This is a genomic window from Streptomyces sp. PT12 (genome assembly GCF_003311645.1).
Classification (GTDB): Bacteria; Actinomycetota; Actinomycetes; order Streptomycetales; family Streptomycetaceae; genus Streptomyces.
The window spans coordinates 162,880-178,739 of the sequence record NZ_QEST01000235.1 but is presented as its reverse complement, the minus strand read 5'-3'; the positions used below and the strand labels follow the sequence as shown (position 1 = coordinate 178,739).

General features: G+C 67.5%; 20 protein-coding genes and 1 pseudogene. 10 read left to right on the top strand and 11 right to left on the bottom strand.

All coding sequences use genetic code 11. The annotated features are described in order from the left end of the window. Positions 1-30: 30 nt before the first annotated feature. The 4 genes from DEH69_RS25115 to DEH69_RS31780 form a co-directional block, all read right to left on the bottom strand. Complete coding sequence (locus DEH69_RS25115) at positions 31-966, bottom strand: TauD/TfdA family dioxygenase (protein WP_113689250.1); 936 nt, start codon at positions 964-966, stop codon at positions 31-33. A gap of 120 nt (positions 967-1,086) precedes the next feature. Next, complete coding sequence (locus DEH69_RS25110) at positions 1,087-1,344, bottom strand: hypothetical protein (protein ID WP_113689249.1); 258 nt, start codon at positions 1,342-1,344, stop codon at positions 1,087-1,089. After that, positions 1,341-1,682, bottom strand: a complete 342-nt coding sequence (locus DEH69_RS25105; protein ID WP_113689248.1) for a hypothetical protein — start codon at positions 1,680-1,682, stop codon at positions 1,341-1,343. Before DEH69_RS25105 ends, DEH69_RS25110 begins: the two co-directional genes overlap by 4 nt. Further along, complete coding sequence (locus DEH69_RS31780; RefSeq protein WP_181727596.1) at positions 1,679-1,831, bottom strand: hypothetical protein; 153 nt, start codon at positions 1,829-1,831, stop codon at positions 1,679-1,681. The genes DEH69_RS25105 and DEH69_RS31780 overlap by 4 nt, the downstream gene beginning before the upstream one ends. A gap of 215 nt (positions 1,832-2,046) precedes the next feature. Between DEH69_RS31780 and DEH69_RS25100 the strand changes: the two genes are divergently transcribed. Genes DEH69_RS25100 through DEH69_RS25090 form a run of 3 tightly spaced genes read left to right on the top strand, consistent with a single transcriptional unit; the run spans position 2,047 to position 3,310 of the window. Beyond that, complete coding sequence (locus tag DEH69_RS25100) at positions 2,047-2,880, top strand: helix-turn-helix transcriptional regulator (protein ID WP_113689247.1); 834 nt, start codon at positions 2,047-2,049, stop codon at positions 2,878-2,880. Beyond that, positions 2,870-3,079, top strand: a complete 210-nt coding sequence (locus DEH69_RS25095) for a DUF397 domain-containing protein (RefSeq protein ID WP_113689246.1) — start codon at positions 2,870-2,872, stop codon at positions 3,077-3,079. Before DEH69_RS25100 ends, DEH69_RS25095 begins: the two co-directional genes overlap by 11 nt. 24 nt (positions 3,080-3,103) lie before the next feature. Next, on the top strand, positions 3,104-3,310 hold the full coding sequence (locus DEH69_RS25090) for a DUF397 domain-containing protein (protein ID WP_113689245.1): 207 nt from the start codon (positions 3,104-3,106) through the stop codon (positions 3,308-3,310). 57 nt (positions 3,311-3,367) lie between these two features. On the opposite strand, the gene DEH69_RS25085 is transcribed toward DEH69_RS25090, so the two are convergent. Next, positions 3,368-4,969 (bottom strand): MDR family MFS transporter, encoded by a 1,602-nt coding sequence (locus DEH69_RS25085; protein ID WP_113689244.1) that lies wholly within the window; start codon positions 4,967-4,969, stop codon positions 3,368-3,370. Between the two features lie 122 nt (positions 4,970-5,091). Next, positions 5,092-5,730 carry a TetR/AcrR family transcriptional regulator gene (locus tag DEH69_RS25080; RefSeq protein ID WP_258534942.1) on the bottom strand — a complete coding sequence of 213 codons (639 nt, stop codon included), beginning with the start codon at positions 5,728-5,730 and terminating at the stop codon, positions 5,092-5,094. A 132-nt stretch (positions 5,731-5,862) separates the two neighbouring features. On the opposite strand from DEH69_RS25080, the gene DEH69_RS25075 reads away from it, so the two are divergent. Both DEH69_RS25075 and DEH69_RS25070 read left to right on the top strand, forming a co-directional pair. Next, a complete protein-coding gene (locus DEH69_RS25075; RefSeq protein WP_220131338.1) occupies positions 5,863-7,212 on the top strand; it encodes a Gfo/Idh/MocA family protein in 1,350 nt (449 codons plus the stop codon). A 2-nt stretch (positions 7,213-7,214) separates the two neighbouring features. Then, positions 7,215-8,231 (top strand): peptidyl-alpha-hydroxyglycine alpha-amidating lyase family protein, encoded by a 1,017-nt coding sequence (locus DEH69_RS25070; protein ID WP_113689241.1) that lies wholly within the window; start codon positions 7,215-7,217, stop codon positions 8,229-8,231. 239 nt (positions 8,232-8,470) lie between these two features. On the opposite strand, the gene DEH69_RS25065 is transcribed toward DEH69_RS25070, so the two are convergent. Together DEH69_RS25065 and DEH69_RS25060 are read right to left on the bottom strand one after the other, a co-directional pair. Continuing rightward, on the bottom strand, positions 8,471-8,695 hold the full coding sequence (locus DEH69_RS25065; protein WP_113689240.1) for a DUF397 domain-containing protein: 225 nt from the start codon (positions 8,693-8,695) through the stop codon (positions 8,471-8,473). Next, positions 8,692-9,473 (bottom strand): annotated as a pseudogene (locus DEH69_RS25060) (helix-turn-helix domain-containing protein). The gene DEH69_RS25065 and the pseudogene DEH69_RS25060 overlap by 4 nt, the downstream one beginning before the upstream one ends. Positions 9,474-10,121: 648 nt before the next feature. Here DEH69_RS25060 and DEH69_RS25055 point away from each other — a divergent pair. The 3 genes from DEH69_RS25055 (at position 10,122) to DEH69_RS25050 (ending at position 12,366) form a co-directional block, all read left to right on the top strand. Continuing rightward, positions 10,122-11,252, top strand: coding sequence for a radical SAM protein (locus tag DEH69_RS25055; protein ID WP_113689239.1), 1,131 nt, complete (start codon positions 10,122-10,124; stop codon positions 11,250-11,252). Then, positions 11,249-11,413 (top strand): hypothetical protein, encoded by a 165-nt coding sequence (locus tag DEH69_RS31775; RefSeq protein ID WP_181727595.1) that lies wholly within the window; start codon positions 11,249-11,251, stop codon positions 11,411-11,413. Before DEH69_RS25055 ends, DEH69_RS31775 begins: the two co-directional genes overlap by 4 nt. Positions 11,414-11,499: 86 nt before the next feature. After that, positions 11,500-12,366, top strand: a complete 867-nt coding sequence (locus DEH69_RS25050; protein WP_113689238.1) for a GNAT family N-acetyltransferase — start codon at positions 11,500-11,502, stop codon at positions 12,364-12,366. Here DEH69_RS25050 and DEH69_RS25045 read toward each other — a convergent pair. Continuing rightward, on the bottom strand, positions 12,363-12,980 hold the full coding sequence (locus tag DEH69_RS25045; RefSeq protein ID WP_113689237.1) for a DinB family protein: 618 nt from the start codon (positions 12,978-12,980) through the stop codon (positions 12,363-12,365). The two genes, DEH69_RS25050 and DEH69_RS25045, sit on opposite strands and share 4 nt — an antisense overlap. A gap of 70 nt (positions 12,981-13,050) precedes the next feature. Between DEH69_RS25045 and DEH69_RS25040 the strand changes: the two genes are divergently transcribed. Further along, complete coding sequence (locus DEH69_RS25040) at positions 13,051-14,025, top strand: YafY family protein (RefSeq protein WP_113689236.1); 975 nt, start codon at positions 13,051-13,053, stop codon at positions 14,023-14,025. On the opposite strand, the gene DEH69_RS25035 is transcribed toward DEH69_RS25040, so the two are convergent. Both DEH69_RS25035 and DEH69_RS25030 read right to left on the bottom strand, forming a co-directional pair. Further along, positions 13,916-14,602, bottom strand: coding sequence for a TetR/AcrR family transcriptional regulator (locus DEH69_RS25035; protein WP_113689235.1), 687 nt, complete (start codon positions 14,600-14,602; stop codon positions 13,916-13,918). The two genes, DEH69_RS25040 and DEH69_RS25035, sit on opposite strands and share 110 nt — an antisense overlap. A 108-nt stretch (positions 14,603-14,710) precedes the next feature. Next, entirely contained in the window at positions 14,711-15,403 is a 693-nt protein-coding gene (locus DEH69_RS25030; protein WP_113689234.1) for a sensor domain-containing protein, read from the bottom strand. Positions 15,404-15,710: 307 nt separating this feature from the next. Between DEH69_RS25030 and DEH69_RS31770 the strand changes: the two genes are divergently transcribed. Then, a complete protein-coding gene (locus DEH69_RS31770) occupies positions 15,711-15,857 on the top strand; it encodes a lasso RiPP family leader peptide-containing protein (protein WP_181727593.1) in 147 nt (48 codons plus the stop codon). Positions 15,858-15,860: the final 3 nt, after the last annotated feature.

Genomic DNA, 15,860 nt, shown 5'->3' with positions numbered 1-15,860 from the left:
CGAGGCCCGGCAGCCGTTCGTATTCGCCACCTACGAGGCGATCGGTTCCGTGGGGCCCGTGTCGCGCAGGAACAGTTGGAGCAATAAGCGGCGGTCCTCGGGCCGAACGTTGTGCTGACCGTCGCCGAGCGGTTCACGGCCGTGCACCCAGCGGTGCTGGTTCACGATGAGGACGTCACCGCGCTGGAGCGTAAAGGAGATCTGCCCGGCGACCAGCTGGTCCGCGAGTTCCCTGGCCGCCTGGGCGTGTGCCTCATCAAGTCCGGATTCCGCGAGCATCTTGGCGGTGAACCGAACGAATCCGAGATTCGCGGGCTCGCCGTCCAGAATGGGGAACGGCTTGTACTCATCGCCAGCGTCCGACAGATCAAAGAACGATCCGTAGCTGTACGCAGCGTCGGCCAGGAGGGTGCGGCTTGAGGGCGACAAGCGCGATACGGCCGCGCGAGCATCAGAGAGGATGCTCGCGCCAGCACCCATCGGGTCAGGCCGGACGCACAGCAGCGTCGTGTAATCCGGGGGCTGAGTCGCATTGACCAAGTCCATGTGAAACGCGTTGTACCCAATGCCGGTGGACATGCCGGGGTTGGCGTTGAGGTTGGTCCCGATCTCCTTCCACAGCGGCCACCGCTGGAAAGGCTGAAAGGGGATCGCTACCTCGGCGAGAATCGCCGTTGCCAAGCGCAGGAACTCGTCCCCGATTCCCAGTGCCTGAGCGATGCCCCGGAGACGCACCACGGCGTATCCGCCGGTCGTTTCGTTCAACGTCGAGCGAAGGCGGTTCCTGATCTCATCGAACAGCGGAGCCGAACCCAGTTGGGTCCGGTACCGCTCCACCGTGGAAGGCTCCAGGAAGGTGCCCTTCATGCTCCAGACAGGAAGCGTCCTTCCGATCTCGATGAGGCCTTGTTCCACCTCTCTCGGCAGGTCGACGAAGCTGTCCCAGCCACTCGTGATCTCAGGCATCGTGCTGTTCCTTTCTATGGATTCGCTTCGCCCGGCTGGACGCGATCAAGCCCGCCGCAGGGGCCCGCGGTCTCCTCAACCGGCTGCGCCACCCCTGACCGACCCCGCGGGCCTCTTGTCTCAACGCCGCGTTCCCTCGTAACGCCTGGCGCGCGGCGCGATGAACCCCGGGAGTTGGGATATGTGGCGGCTGGCCCACAGGACCGTGAAGCAGCCCATGTGGAACGTCTCGCCGCTGGTGAAGTGCAGCAGCTTGCCGCCGCTCGCCAGGGCCGACATGTCGCACACCGTGAACGCCGAGCCGCCAATGGTGAGTTGATCACCCCGCTTGACCGTGGCGGCGGTCACCTCGATCGCCACCATCCCGCTCCGGCTCATCGCGCCACCACCGCCAGACCGATCGCGACCACGAGCGCGCAGCCGACGACGACCTGGGCCACGATCTCGCCCTTGGTGGGCACCGCGTGGGCGTGGGCCGGGAGTCGGCTCACCCAGAACGTGCGCGAGCGCATTCCGGGGACGTCCGTGCGCAGCGCGGTCATCGCCGTGGACTTCCGGACGGAAAGCGACTCCCCCGTCACGAACGTGATCCCGAACTCGCCGTCGCCCAAGGACGCGTGATCCAACACCACGAACGGGCGTTCGCCGATCGTCAGAACATCACCTCGCCGTATGGACGCACCGTCCACCTCGATCCGCTGGATCTGCCCCGTCACTTCCGCCTCAGCTCCTCAAGGTGCGCGTCGATCTGCTTGTTCAACTCCGCCCAGCGCGCGGCCAGTTCTTCCGACGACGTGGGGGGCGGCGGCAACTCGCCCTCCCCCGTTCCGCTGTCGGGTGGCGGCACCGGGTCCTGCGTGTTCATGGGGGTGTTCACCTCACGCTGTTCGCCTCGATCGGGCATCGCCCGTGGCTTCGGGCGGCCGGGAGCGCGCACAGAGGACACATACCGTTACGGTGAAGGTGCTGTCCGTGTGGCTCGGGTACAGCATGGCCTTCCGACCAGGCAGGGTGCACGCCATGGGTGTCACCAGTTGGGTCGGGTGTCCAGTGAGTAGACGTCTAGAGGGGGCGTGCACAGTGGAGTTGACCAGCGAAGACGCCGAACTGTCGCCGGACGCACGGCTCGGCCGTCGGGTCCGCAGCCTGCGCGAGGGAAAGGGTTTGTCCCTGCGGCAGTTGTCCGAGAAGGTCGGGGGGTACTCGCATAGCTACCTCGGCCGCGTGGAGTTGGGAAAGCAGCCCGCGTCCGCGGGGTTGATCGCGCGGCTGGACACCTATTTCGAGACGGATGGAGTTCTCGCCGAGCTGCACGGCCTGGCCCAGGACGTTCTCGTCGCGCGGTACAGCCGCCACTTCGTCAGGAAGGAGCGTGACTCTCTCCGGATCCAGGTATTCACGAGCAGTGTCATTCCTGGGCTGCTTCAGACCAAGGAATACGCGCACGAGCTGTTCCGCACGGGACTACCCGCCTCATCGGCGGACCAACTGAGCGTCAAGGTGGATGCCCGGCTGAACCGTCAGGGGATCTTTGACCGAGACGAACCGCCCTACTACTGGGCGATCATGGACGAAGCATCGCTCAGGCGCCCCACCCGGGACAAGGGCATCATGAAACGGCAGTTGGAGCATATCCTTGCCTTCTCGGAACGCTCGCGCGTCACGGTCCAGGTGCTTCCGTTCGACCAGGGGTTCCATCCCATGCTCGGCGGCAGCCTCACCCTCCTGACCCTCAAGGACGGAGGCAGGGCTGCCCTGGTCGAGAGCTTCGATTCGGGGGACGTAGTAGAATCACCACGGCAGATCGTCGACCTTGTGCAGCGCTTCGACATCGCGTGCGCAATGGCGCTCCCGGATCATGAGTCTGCCGATCTCATGCGACGTTATTTGGAGGAGTACACCCATGGCGGCTAACCGCGCTCCGCTGAACTGGCGCAAGTCCAGCTACAGCGGCTCCGAGAACGGCGCCTGCGTCGAGGTTGCTGACGGCATTCCTCACGTCGTCCCCGTCCGCGACTCAAAAACCAAGAACACGGCGGAGCTTTCCTTCTCCACCGCGTCCTGGCACCGCTTCATCACCGCCGTCACGGCAGGAACCCTGCCCACCGCATAGCCCTCAATCTGGAGGAGTACAGCGATGACAGCAAGCACTCCGCCAACTTGGCGCAAGTCCAGCTACAGCGGCTCGGACAATGGCGCCTGCGTCGAGGTTGCTGACGGCATTCCTCACGTCGTCCCCGTCCGCGACTCAAAGACCAAGAACGCGGCGGAGCTTTCCTTCTCCACCGCGTCCTGGCACCGCTTCGTCACCGCCGTGACGACGGGTACCCTGCCCACCGCATAGGCGTCAACCCAGCTGTCAACTGCCCGGCCCACCGCGACGGTGGGCCGGGCTGGCCCGTCACGGCGCCTTGGTGATCGCCGGGGCGGCGCCCTTCGCGTCCTTCGCGTCCTTCGGCTCGTCGTCGTCCGCGGCGGCGGCCGCCGCCTCCTCCGCGAGGCGCTGGTCGCCGCTCGTCGTCTTGAGCGGCTTCTCCTTGATGAAGAGGACCACCAGGAACGCGACGGCCGCGCAGGGCGTGGCGATGAGGAACAGCTCGGCGGTCGCCGTAGCGTAGGCGTTCTCGATGACCTGGCGGATCGGGTCCGGCAGGATCGAGATGTCGGGGACCGCGCCATGGCCCGCGGGGGCGTCGCCGCCCTCGCCTCCGCCGCCGGGGAGGTTGGCCTCCATCTCGCTGGCCACCCGGTTGGCGAGCACGGCGCCGAGCACGCTGGTGCCGATCGTTCCGCCCATGCTGCGGAAGAACGACAGCACCGAGGTGGCCGCGCCCAGGTCGGCGGCGGGCACGTCGTTCTGCGCGGCAAGGACGAGGTTCTGCATCAACAGGCCGACGCCGATGCCGAGGATGGCCATGTAGAGGCTGAGCAGGAAGAAGCTGGTGTCGGCGTTGATCGTGGCGAGCAGGGCGAGGCCGATCGTCATCGTGGCGCCACCGATGACCAGGTGCCGCTTCCAGAAGCCGGTCTTGGTGATGATCTGGCCCGCGACGGTGGAGGACACCAGGAGGCCGAGGATCATCGGCAGGCTCATCAGGCCCGCCACCGTGGGCGACTTGCCCAGCGAGATCTGGAAGAACTGCGACAGGAAGATCGTGCCGCCGAACATCGCGACGCCGACAAGGAAGCTGGCGGCAGTGGTCAGCGAGACGGTGGCGTTGCGGAAGATGCCGAGCGGGATGACCGGCTCGGGGACGCGGGCCTCCACGATCACGGCGAAGACGAGCAGGAGCGCGCCGCCGCCCGCGAGGGCGGCCGTCTGCCACGACAGCCAGTCGAACTCGTTCCCGGCGAAGGAGATCCAGATGAGGACCGTCGAGACGCCCGCGACGATGAGGAAGGCGCCCAGGTAGTCGATCTTCACGTCGCGGCGCAACGTCGGCAGCGACAGGGTGCGTTGGAGCAGCACGATCGCGGCGAGCGCGAACGGGACACCGATGAAGAAGCACCAGCGCCAGCCGAGCCACGACGTGTCGACCATGACGCCGCCGACGAGCGGGCCCGCGACCGTTCCCACAGCGAAGACGGCGCCGAAGATGCCCGCGTACTTGCCGAGTTGGCGGGGTGGGATGACGGCGGCCATGACGACCTGGACGAGGGCGGTCAGGCCGCCAGCGCCGATGCCCTGGACGACACGGCTGAAGATCAGCAGCTCGACGCCCTGCGAGAAGCCAGCCAGCAGGGAGCCCACCACGAACATGCCGAGGGAGAGCTGGAGGAGCAGCTTCTTGTTGTAGAGGTCGGCCAGCTTGCCCCAGAGCGGCACCGTGGCGGTCATCGCCAGCAGCTCCGAGGTGACGACCCAGGTGTAGGAGGACTGGCTCGCGCCGAGGTCGGTGATGATGCGGGGCAGCGCGTTGGCCACCACCGTGCCCGCGAGGATGGCGACGAACATGCCCGCCATCAGGCCGGACATCGCCTGGAGTATCTGCCGTTGGGTCATGGCCGGAGGCGCGGGGTCCCTTGCCTCCGCGGCCTCGGATGCCTCGGTTGTGGTCACAGCGTCCTTCTCGTGTGTTCCGTTGTTCCGTGGTGACAGCGGTGGTGAACGGGCGGGCCTGGTGATCAGGCGCCGGTCGGTGGGTCGGGCAGGCCCGCCGCGAGATGGGCGCAGACCCTGCGGAAGACGGCCGGTATCGGCTCGTCGCCGGTGTGGCGGCTCCAGTGCTCGATGGCGACGCGGACGGCCGTCCCGGCCACGGCGGCGAGCAGGTGGGGGTAGAGGCCGGGGCCCTCCCCGTCCTCGCCCGCGCCGTCCGGGGGCGGGCCCAGGCGGCGGGCGATCGCGGCGGCCATCGCCAGCTCGTCGGCCATGTGCGCGCCCAGGCTGCGGGCCAGCAAGTGGGGTGCGCGATTGAGGACTTCGGCGCGCAGCGCCCACACGTCCTGCCGCGCCCCCACGTGCGCCAGCTCGTCGGCAAGCGCCTCGATGACGGCGTCGAGCGCCGAGAGGGCGGGAGGCGCGGCCTCGACGGCGTCCCGCACCCGCTGCGCGATCTCCGCGTCGATCATCGTGAACGCGTCGTCGCGGCTGTCGAAGTAGTTAAAGAAGGTCCGGGGCGAGACGCCGACCGCGTGGCTGATCGCCTCGACCGTGACGTGCTCGACGCCGTGGTCGGCGGCGAGCCTGAGGGCCGCCTCCGAGAGGGCGGCCTTGGTGGCCCTCTTCTTGCGCTCGCGCAGGCTCAGGGGGGCGTCGGTCACGCATTGCAGTGTATGCAAATCTGGAGAGAACTCAAATTCCTTATCGCACAGAATTGCGCAAGAAGCTTCACCAACGCACGGTGTGCTCCGTAGAGTGCTCACCGACTGTGTGCACAAGGAGAGGAACGCCCGTTGACCACACCGGAGAAGCACGGGGACGGCCGCACGCGCTACGCGGTCGTCGGCACCGGGAGCAGGGCGCAGAGCTATGTCAGGGCGCTGTGCGGCGCACACCGCGACGTCGCCGACCTGGTCGCGCTGCTCGACCCCAACCCCGGGCGCCTCGCCTACCACCGCGAGCTGATCCGAGGGCTCGGCACCGGAGTGCGCACCCCGGCCGCGTACGACGGCGGCGAGCTGGAGCGGATGATCGAGGAACGCGGCGTCCAGCGGGTCGTGGTGACCTCCCCCGACCACACCCACGCCGACGTCATCGCGCGCTCGCTGCGGGCGGGCGCCGATGTGATCACCGAGAAGCCGCTGACCACGGACGCGGCGGGGGTGGCGCTGATCACCAAGGCCCTGGACGAGACGGGCCGCGACCTGGTCGTCACGTTCAACTACCGTTACTCGCCCAGGAACAGCGCGCTGCGCGAGCTGATCGCCTCGGGCGCCGTCGGGCGGGTGACCGGCGTGCAGTTCGAGTGGGTCCTCGACACCCAGCACGGCGCCGACTACTTCCGCCGCTGGCACCGCGACAAGGCGAACTCGGGCGGGCTGCTGGTGCACAAGGCGTCCCACCACTTCGATCTCGTCAACTGGTGGATCGATGACGCTCCGCGACGGGTGTACGCCTCGGGCGCGCTGAAGTTCTACGGGGCGCGCAACGCCGCCGAGCGCGGGTTGACCGACCGCCCGGCGCGCGGAACGACCGATCGCGCCGGGGAGGATCCGTTCCTGCTCGACCTGCGCCTCCACGAGGAGCTGCGCGGGCTCTATCTGGACAACGAGCACCACGACGGGTACCTGCGCGACCTGGACGTCTTCGGCGAGGGCATCACCATCGAGGACAACCTCGCCCTCGTGGTGGACTACGCGGGCGGCCCCACGTTGAGCTACGGCCTCAACGCCCACAGCCCGTGGGAGGGTTACCGGGTCGCGGTCAACGGCACCGAGGGGCGCGCGGAGCTCGAGGTCGTGGAGCGCGCCGCGGTGATCACGGGCGGGGGCCGCGCGGCGGCCGTCGACCCGTCGATGGCCAAGGACGCCGCGGCGGAAGGGGCCCGCCACGACGGCGAGCGGCTGGTGCTCCAGCGGCACTGGGAGCCCGCGCGGGAGATACCGATCCCCGAGGCCGAGGGCGGCCACGGGGGCGGGGACGCGGTGCTGTTCCGCGCGCTGTTCAGGGGCGGCGATGCGGACCCACTGGGCCGCGCGGCCGGGGTGGTGGACGGCATCAGGGCCGTCGCGGTCGGCATCGCGGGCAACGAGTCGCTGGCCACGGGGCGCGCGGTGGACATCGCGGACGCCGGGGAAGAGTGAGGATGGCCGTCGGACCCGCGACCGCCGAGACCGTATACGAGCCGGTGCCCTACTGGGCGAAGATCCCGCACGGGATCTGGCTCAAGGAGGCCACGTCCGTCGCCGTCGACTCCCAGGACCGCGTCTATGTCTTCAACCGGGGCAACATGCCCGTGCTGGTCTTCGACCGGGACGGGAACGTCGTGGACATGTGGGGCAACGAGACGCCGTTCGCCGGGACCGAGCTGTTCGAGGACCCGTACGGCAACCTGATGCCGCGCTGGAAAGGCTGCCGCTTCGCGCGCGCCCACGCCATCACCGTGGACCGCGAGGACCATCTGTGGCTGGTCGACGACCTGGGCAACCGGGTCACCAAGACCGACCGGCACGGCGCCGCGCTGCTGACCCTGGGCAGCGGGAAGCCGAGCGGCTTCCAGAGCGGCGAGCCGTTCAACAGGCCGACGGATGTGGCGATCTCGCCGGTGACCGGGGATGTCTTCGTCACCGACGGCTACCGTAACTCGCGCGTCCACCGCTTCGACGCCGAGGGCCGCCATGTGGCGTCATGGGGCGAACCCGGCGCGGATCCGGGGCAGTTCAGCCTGCCGCACAACGTCGCCATGTTCGGCGACGACGCGGTGATCGTGTGCGACAGGGAGAACCACCGCGTGCAGGTCTTCTCCCTCGACGGGGACTTCCTCGCCACCTGGCACGCCCACAAGGCGGTCGCCGTCTGCGCGGGCCGGGGCGAGGACACGAACGTCTATGTCGCCGAGCAGGGCCCGCCGCCCGTGCAGCACGGCGTCCCCAACCTGGGCCACCGGATCCGGGTCATGGATCGCGAGGGCCGCAGGGTCGCCTCCCTCGGCGCGGACCTGCCGGGCGAGGAGCCGGACCGCTTCAACTGGCTGCACAGCGTGGCCGTCGACTCCGAGGGCAGCGTCTACGCCGCCGAGGTCTCCTATGTGGAGGTCGGCAGCAAGGAGACGCCGCCGCGCGAGATGGTCAGCCTGCGAAAGTGGCGCCGCGCACGGGGGTGACCCCCGGTGGGGGCCGGGCGGCGTCAGTCGAGGCAGAACTCGTTGCCCTCGGGGTCTCCGAACGCTCAGTTCTAGAGGTTCTAGGAGTGAGCCCGGATGGCAGCATCTCCCCAGGTCATGGGCGGTGCGCCTTCCCATGGCCCCCGCGCTTACGGGTTCCAAGGGTCGTGAAAGCCCCGCCTCGCACGCCTTGACTGGCACCGGGGCGGGGCCATGTGTGTTCCTATGCACCTCAGCAATTAGGTAGCGTCGAACTCGCCGTCTATGAGAGCAGAGAGGAATCCTGACCAGCCACCCGCCGAAAATACCAATGCGGGGCCTTGCGGCGCCTTGCTGTCTCGCACTGGGAGAAATTCAGGGATTCCGTCAGCAACCTCAATGCAGTCTTGGTTCTCTGAACCGCTGTAGCTCGACTTTCGCCACGAGGTAAGAGCGGAAGCGTTAGGGATACGGTTCAATGTCATTTGCCGTACTCTTTCAGGTAGCCACGAATCACTTCGAGGGATTCAGGTTCAGAGAACGCCTTTGAGCACGCCATTTCGAATATCTGGACAAGCTCGACGACCTTCTTGGGCGATTCTACTGGGTGCCCAGTCTTGAAGCTCTCCACTAGGCCGACCTCCGCGCCGTTCTTCAGTGACAGTAGGGTGAGGCTTCCCCCCAGCATCGAGTGAAGTCCCTGTTCAAACGGGAGGACTTGAATAGTGATGTTGGGCTTCTTCACCACTTGCACCAGATGGTCAATCTGCCTCGCCATGCAGCCTTGTCAGGTGTGGGGCGTCTTAGGGCTGCTTCATCCATGATTGCCCAATAAAGCGGCGGTTCTGGCGCATCGAAAATGCGCTTACGCTTCATTCGGGCATCAGCTCGCGACTGAAGCTCATCCTCGGGCTCGCTGATCCGCCCCGACCGGAATAGTTCGCGGGCATATTCCTCAGTTTGGAGCAGTCCTGGAATGATGCTGCTTGTGAAAACACGAATTCGGATGGCATCCTTCTCCTTGCCCACCACAGCCCGGCTGTAGTCGGCAATAAGCGAGTCTTGCGCCATTTCGAGAAGATCCGCGAAGAGATCCCCGGTGCCGAAATACGAGTCAAGCGCATCGGCTAGGGCTTCGGAAGGCAGCTGTTCGCCGTGCTCCACCCTGCTGATATACGAGTGTGGATAACCCACTTGATCGGCAAGCGCCCTTAGCGACAGTTCGGCGTTCGTTCGAAAACGGCTGAGAGTCTTCCCCAGCATGGCGCGCGGGGTAACCTTGCCATCTGCGTCGTTGAGTTCCATCGCTCGAACCTACCTCCAACTCCCTGTACACTGCGGCGGTTTGGTACCAGCCAGGGCGTGTACCAAGGGCCCCTCGCCGGTAATGCTGGTAAGTGCTCGGTCCGTTGGGGACCGAGTCTGAGCGCCCGCCCCTTGCCGGGTGCAGCGAAACCGGGTCCCCGATGTCCCTTGAGTCCCGGCAGGGGGCGGGTTACCCCACAAGAGCACAGGCCACACGCAGAGAACCCCCGCGACGCGGCTCGCGATTGGCGCACTCGTTCAGGTCGGCACCGTGGGTGTGCAACGCAGCATCGTCATCAGTCCGTTGACTCCCGGCGATGCCAACAAGCTTGTTCGAGCGCTTGATTCATGCGAACAGACACAACCGGCTCCCCGAAGGGAGTTGAGGCCGTGATTGAGAGTTGCAAGCACCCGGAGTTGGAGAAGTGGGACGACGTCCAGATTACCTGGCCAAGGAGGCGGTTTCGTGATGCCCAAGACGACCGCCGATGCTCTGCGCACGGGTGATCCTGCAAGCCTCGGGCCATTCCGAAGCGGGTCCGACCGTGGAACAGCGGCCCGAGATTTCTCGGGACGAGCAGACTCTCTAGATGAAGGAGGTGAGCAATGCACAAGGTAATCGTCAGTCCATTCCTTGACGGGTTTCTGGCCGTCCAACCAGGCAACGCGGCAGGAATCCGACTGCCGGAAAGCCACTACAGCGAACTGCGCTCGTTGACCGGGACGGAATCCCCGTGTCCTTCTTGGCTCGTCAACGCAGCCAGGGAAGCCTGGGGGCTCGAACTCGAACATGAGTCTGCCAACGGTGCCCTGCTCGTCCGTGAACCGTCTGAGTACGGATTCGGGCGAGCAAGCTGGGAAATCAACCTCGGCTGTAACTTCGCGTGCAAGCATTGCTATCTGGGACTCAAGGAGTTTTCCGGGTTATCCTGGGGCGAGAAAGTCACCCTGCTCGACATCATGCGTGACGCCGGGGTTCTCTGGCTTCAAATCACGGGCGGTGAACCGACGATCGACAAGCATTTTCAGGATGCTTATCGGTACGCGGCTTCCTTGGGCATGATGCTCACGATTTCCACGAACGCATCCCGGTTGTGGGAATCGTCGCTTCTCGCGATGTTCGAACAGTACCCCGCATACCGCATCGTGGTAAGCATCTACGGCGCAAGTGAAGCAAGCTTCGACGGCCTCACCCAACGTCGTGGTGCGTGGAAGTCGTTCCAGCGTGGTATGGCCGCAGCGCGCGAGGCCGGACTTCCGGTGCGGCTGAATATCGTGGTCACGGAAGACAGCGCCCAGGAGATTGATGCCATGGTCGCCATGGCCGAAGACTGGGGACTGAAGCACCACGTCTACACCAACATGACGCCGACCATCTACGGCGGCCCCGAATCCCTGCTGGCACAGTCCAGCAAGCACCTGCGCGAACGCACACCCTTCCAGGGCTGCAATGCGGGCCACACGTTCTTCCATGCCGACCCGCACGCCAAGGTCAGTATCTGCAAAGTCGGTCGAGACGATCAGATTGACCTCATGGCTGAGGGAATTAAAGGACTACGCCGACTTCCTGGCGTGGCCGACAAATTGATGCTTCGCACCGGGGGCTGTTCCGGTTGCCAGTTGTCGGGCTCATGTCTCGTGTGCCGACCACTGGCCAAGCAGTTCCAGGAGGCGAAGGCACCACTACACAACTACTGTCAGCACGGCCAACCAAAGAAGGAGACGGTTACCGCATGACCGCAGTATCTGTGACCATTCTCCCGGCCCCGCCGAAGACTCGGCCGGAACTGCCGGAAACCCTCGTGGCGACGCCAACGCTTGTTGTCGTGAGCGACGTGGATGACCTCATGAGCGGCATCGCCTGCTCGTGCAGTGGCAGCGACGACAACCCGCACTGATCCCGACCGGTCAACTACCGCGCAGGCCCCGACGTTTAGGCGTCGGGGCCTGTGTGTCGTGTGGGCAAGGAGAGTAGTCTGCCCCCATGCGACTTCGTTGGGACTGGCTCCGACCGGTTGTAACCGTTCCCTTCGTGCCGACCCTCGGCCCTGTACATCCATCGGTATTCACCGATGACCTGTTCAGACATACTCTGGAAGTCGCGCCCAGCCGCCGTTTTCTCAGGTATGACAAAGACGTTCGTTGGTCTGAGTCCAAGGAAGAGACTATTCTCACCGGGGATGTGATCCATGGCCCGGGTGAGACCCTGATTCCTACGATCACCCGCCGTGGCTCAGGAACAGTGAAGCTCCACGTTTACAGCGTTCGTCCGGACAGCGCCATCGTGGCGACTGAGCTAGCCCAGAAACTCAGCGCCATTCACGGCACAGCCACAGCGCGCGTCGTTCACTTCCTCGGTCCAGAGACGCCGCACGCACGTGGCACACGAATTCAGCTCAAAAACTTCCCTTCTTTCCCATGCCACAAGCCTGACGGACCCGTGCGCCCATTCGCAGAGTGGCCCGTCAGCGTCCAGCAGAGTTTCGGGGACTTCGCACAGGAGATGGCCGCAGACGGGTTCTCCTTCCTCTATGACCAGATGCAGGCGGGAAGGGTGGGCCCGGTTCTAGTAGCTGCCCGGTCGGGCAAGGCCGTTGCAGCAATCGGACCCATGGAGATCAGACCCGACGCGATTGGCTCCCCGCAACTCATGCCACAATACTTTGGTGTCCTTCCCGAGCACCGGGGGAAAGGACTCGGGCGGCTGCTCTGGCGCGCCGCGATGCACTGGGGGAAATCCCACGGAGCGGCGTACCAACTGCTGCAAACCGAAGTCGGCGGAGCCTCAGACCGACTGTGCCAGTCCGAAGGGCTCAAGTCACTGGGCTTTGTGCACTCGGATCATGTCTAGCCGGTAGTCCGCACAGAGCAGTGGGTGCGGGTGCGGGCGTGGGTGTGCGTGTAGAGGTCGCGCAGCAGGCACACCTCGGAGAGATGGTGGATCAGCTCGCGGTGGATGTGCAGCACGAGATCGGCCATCGGGGCCTCCGGGTAGGGCTCCTTCTCGCCGACCGGGACGGCGAGCCCGGCGCCGCCGAGGCCGCGCACCCCGGCTGTCCACAGGCCGAGCTGGGCCTTGAGCTGGTCGAGCGCGGCGGACGCGCTCCCCGCGTACTCCCATGTCTCGTACGACGCCGCGGGCGCCCCGAAGTGCGCGGCGTTGCGCGCGGCGAGCACGCCGACGATGACATGGCCGAGCCGCCACGCGATGGTGGTGAACGGCGCGGGAACGGGCTCGGGGAAGGCGTAGTCGACCGTGAAGTCCCCCGCGCCGAACGAAGAGGTCCCCGCGGAGGTGCCGCGCGGGCGCACGGTCCAGGCGTTCGGGACCGGCGACCAGAGGTACTCGTCGTCGGTGAGGCCGTCGAACCGTGGCCTGAGGTGGTGGTTCCAATGGAACTCCCACTGTTCGAGCAGCGTGCGGTTCCAGTCGAGCGCGGGTGCGGCGGTGGTGTCTGCGTTCATGGCGCCACCCTGGCAGGCCAGGCGGACAGGAACGGTCCGCTTTCCGCGCTTGTCTGGCGGGGTGGATGGCATGGACGGGGCGGCGAGCGGTGACGATCTCGGGACGACGGAGCGGGTGCTCACCCTGCTCGGGCTGCTGCAAGGGCGCCGGGTGTGGACCGGGCCCGAGCTGGCCGAACGCCTCCGGGTCACGCCGCGCACCGTGCGGCGCGACGTCGAACGGCTGCGGGCGCTCGGCTACCCCGTGCACGCCGCCCAGGGCGTCGGCGGCGGCTACCAGCTCGGGCCCGGGCGTGACCTGCCGCCGCTGCTCCTCGACGACGAGGAGGCGATCGCCACGGCCGTCTCGCTGCTGGCCGGGGCGGGCGGCGCGGTCGCGGGGGCTGGCGAGGCGGCGCTTCGCGCGTTGACCAAGCTCGACCGGGTGCTGCCCACCCGCCTGCGGCAGCAGGTGCGCGCGCTCTCGCACGCGGTGGACTACTTCGACGGGGGGCGCGCGCCGGTCGACCCCGAGGTGGTCATGACGCTGGCGCGGGCCTGCCGCGACGAGGTGGAGGTCGGCTTCGCCTACGCGCCCGCGAAGGGCGAGCCGCGACGGCGGCGGGTCGAGCCCTACCGGGTGGTCGCCTCGGAACGGCGCTGGTACCTCTTCGCGCACGACCTCGACCGCGACGACTGGCGCAGCTTCCGCGTCGACCGGATGACCGAAGTGGCCGCCCGCACCTGGCACTTCCGTCCGCGGGCCGCGCCGGACGCGGCGGCGTATGTGCAGGAGGGCGTGGCGAGCAGGGTCTATGCGCACCAGGCGCGCTTCCTGGTGCGCGCGCCAGCAAAGACGGTGCGGCGGCAGATCCCCGCGGCGGCGGCCGTGGTGCGGGCGCGGGGCGATGGCCTGTGCGAGGTGGTCAGCGGCGCGGACAACCTGGACTTCGTGCTCATGCGGGTGGTCCTGCTGGGGCACGACTTCGAGGTGATCGACCCTCCTGAGCTGCGGGAGCGCTGTCGCGCGCTGGCGGAACGGCTGCTGTCGGCCGGGGAGTCGTGAGACCCGCCATGACCAGGGCGACGAGACGGTCGGACCGCGCCCGCGCGTCCGCGGTGAGGTCCGTGGGGTCCATGGGTCCCGTGCGCTCCGCGAGCCAGGCGATCGCGCTGGTGAGGGCCAGGATGTCGGGTGGGGGCACATCGGTGCGGATCGCCCCGGCGTCGCGGGCGCGTTCGATCAGGGCCAGGCCGGTTTCGGTCACCGCGAGGCACGGTGTGTGCAACGGCGAGCGTTCGTCGTGGGACGCGGCCAGCAGCGCCGCGGGCAGGCCAGGGTAGACCGTCGTCCTGCGGGTGAGCGACCGCAGCCAGGCGGCCAGGGCCTCATGGGGCGACTCGGAGCGCAGCAGGGTCGCGCCGCGCGCGACGAGCGCGTCGAGGCGGTCGCGCAGCAGCGCGGCCAACAGGGCGTCGCGCGTGGGGAAATGACGGTACAGCGTCCCCGGGCTGACGCCCGCGCGGCGGGCGATTTCCCCCAGCGAGGCCCCGGTGCCGCGTTCGCCGAAGACGGCGTGGGCGTTGGTCAGCAGCAGGTGGCGATGGCGGCGCGCATCGGCGCGCTGGGGCGGGCTCGACACGCCTCAGGGTATCCCTGGCCGGGGCCCCGCGGGCGGCGGTGGGGGCCGCTACGGGCTGCACGTCCTCCCGCTCGCCGTCCGCCGAGCGCCGCTTTCGTGTAGCCGTCCTCACCCCTCCACCGCGAGGCGCGACGCCGCGTACGGATTCGTCAGCAGGCCGCGGGCCATGGCCGCGTTGACGAGGAAGAGGCCGCGCGTGACCAGCGGAGCGGTCAGGAGCGCGACCAGGCCGAGGCCCGTGGTGAACGCGATGTTCGCGCTCTCCGACGAGATGTCGTACGTCAGGTCGAGCAGCCCGGTCTCCTCGTCCTCGGGCAGCGCCCACGACCACGTCACATAGAGCAGCATCCCGAGGCCGCCGACGACCCAGGTCACCGTGAGGCAGAAGTTCACGATCCGCAGCGGGAACGAGACGATCGCGTGCGCCAGATCCCGCCACGACTGCGGCTCGGCCAGCGCCGCGATCAGCCCCTTGACGCTCCTGTCGCCGCGCTCACGGTAGACGTGCGGCGGAAGCGGGCGCCCGGTGACGGACTCGACGCGGCGGCGCTCGCCGCGCGCCAGGCCGCGCGCCGCCAGGAGCGTGCCGACCAGGATCGGCACCCCGAGGTAGACGATCGCGGTCGCGACGCCCGCCGCGAGGCCGAGGAAGCCGACCGTGAAGGACACGACGCCGATCGGCAGCGAGGAGACGAGATAGCCCAGCTCGCGGCCGAACCGGACGGCGGCGGACGGGGGTTGGGCCGCCGCGGGAGCGGCGGCGGCGCGGGGGAAGGTGTCGGGGGAAGTCATCGGCGTCATGGTTCCACCCTGTCGCGCCCGCCCGCGCTCCTCCAGCCGCCTAACCCGCCGAGGACAGGTGGAGTCAGCACCACCCGACGCCGGAAGAACGCCCGTTGATGAGACATTCGCCCGAAGAGGGCGCCATGGGCGCGCCGTTGACCGCGCGCCGCGGCGCACGCGCCGCGCACCCCCCGAGCCCCATCCACAACTGCCCTCTTCCCACGCAACAGTTGGCGCATTGGCGCGCTTGTGTGGCCCCCGCCCCCCGCTTAACGTGACGGTGCGCGATCGATCATCTCCGTGTCGCAATCAGGAGGTTGTTGCCGTGAACGAGTCACAGGACATCGAACAGGCGGAGCCCACCGAGGTGTACGAGACCCCGCTGATGGTGGAGGTCGGGGAGTTCAGCGCCGACACCCAGGCCCTCTACCAGTACACGCGCCCCGAGGGCAATGGCCTGCGGTGGTACTGAGCG

What these genes read in the sequence shown, in the direction of transcription:
- DEH69_RS25115 (WP_113689250.1), bottom strand. Translation starts at nt 966, where the DNA reads ATGCCTGAGATCACGAGTGGCTGGGACAGCTTCGTCGACCTGCCGAGA.
- DEH69_RS25110 (WP_113689249.1), bottom strand. Translation starts at nt 1,344, where the DNA reads ATGAGCCGGAGCGGGATGGTGGCGATCGAGGTGACCGCCGCCACGGTC.
- DEH69_RS31780 (WP_181727596.1), bottom strand. Translation starts at nt 1,831, where the DNA reads ATGAACACGCAGGACCCGGTGCCGCCACCCGACAGCGGAACGGGGGAG.
- DEH69_RS25095 (WP_113689246.1), top strand. Translation starts at nt 2,870, where the DNA reads ATGGCGGCTAACCGCGCTCCGCTGAACTGGCGCAAGTCCAGCTACAGC.
- DEH69_RS25090 (WP_113689245.1), top strand. Translation starts at nt 3,104, where the DNA reads ATGACAGCAAGCACTCCGCCAACTTGGCGCAAGTCCAGCTACAGCGGC.
- DEH69_RS25085 (WP_113689244.1), bottom strand. Translation starts at nt 4,969, where the DNA reads ATGACCCAACGGCAGATACTCCAGGCGATGTCCGGCCTGATGGCGGGC.
- DEH69_RS25070 (WP_113689241.1), top strand. Translation starts at nt 7,215, where the DNA reads ATGGCCGTCGGACCCGCGACCGCCGAGACCGTATACGAGCCGGTGCCC.
- DEH69_RS25065 (WP_113689240.1), bottom strand. Translation starts at nt 8,695, where the DNA reads ATGACATTGAACCGTATCCCTAACGCTTCCGCTCTTACCTCGTGGCGA.
- DEH69_RS25055 (WP_113689239.1), top strand. Translation starts at nt 10,122, where the DNA reads ATGCACAAGGTAATCGTCAGTCCATTCCTTGACGGGTTTCTGGCCGTC.
- DEH69_RS31775 (WP_181727595.1), top strand. Translation starts at nt 11,249, where the DNA reads ATGACCGCAGTATCTGTGACCATTCTCCCGGCCCCGCCGAAGACTCGG.
- DEH69_RS25050 (WP_113689238.1), top strand. Translation starts at nt 11,500, where the DNA reads ATGCGACTTCGTTGGGACTGGCTCCGACCGGTTGTAACCGTTCCCTTC.
- DEH69_RS25045 (WP_113689237.1), bottom strand. Translation starts at nt 12,980, where the DNA reads ATGAACGCAGACACCACCGCCGCACCCGCGCTCGACTGGAACCGCACG.
- DEH69_RS25040 (WP_113689236.1), top strand. Translation starts at nt 13,051, where the DNA reads ATGGACGGGGCGGCGAGCGGTGACGATCTCGGGACGACGGAGCGGGTG.
- DEH69_RS25030 (WP_113689234.1), bottom strand. Translation starts at nt 15,403, where the DNA reads ATGACGCCGATGACTTCCCCCGACACCTTCCCCCGCGCCGCCGCCGCT.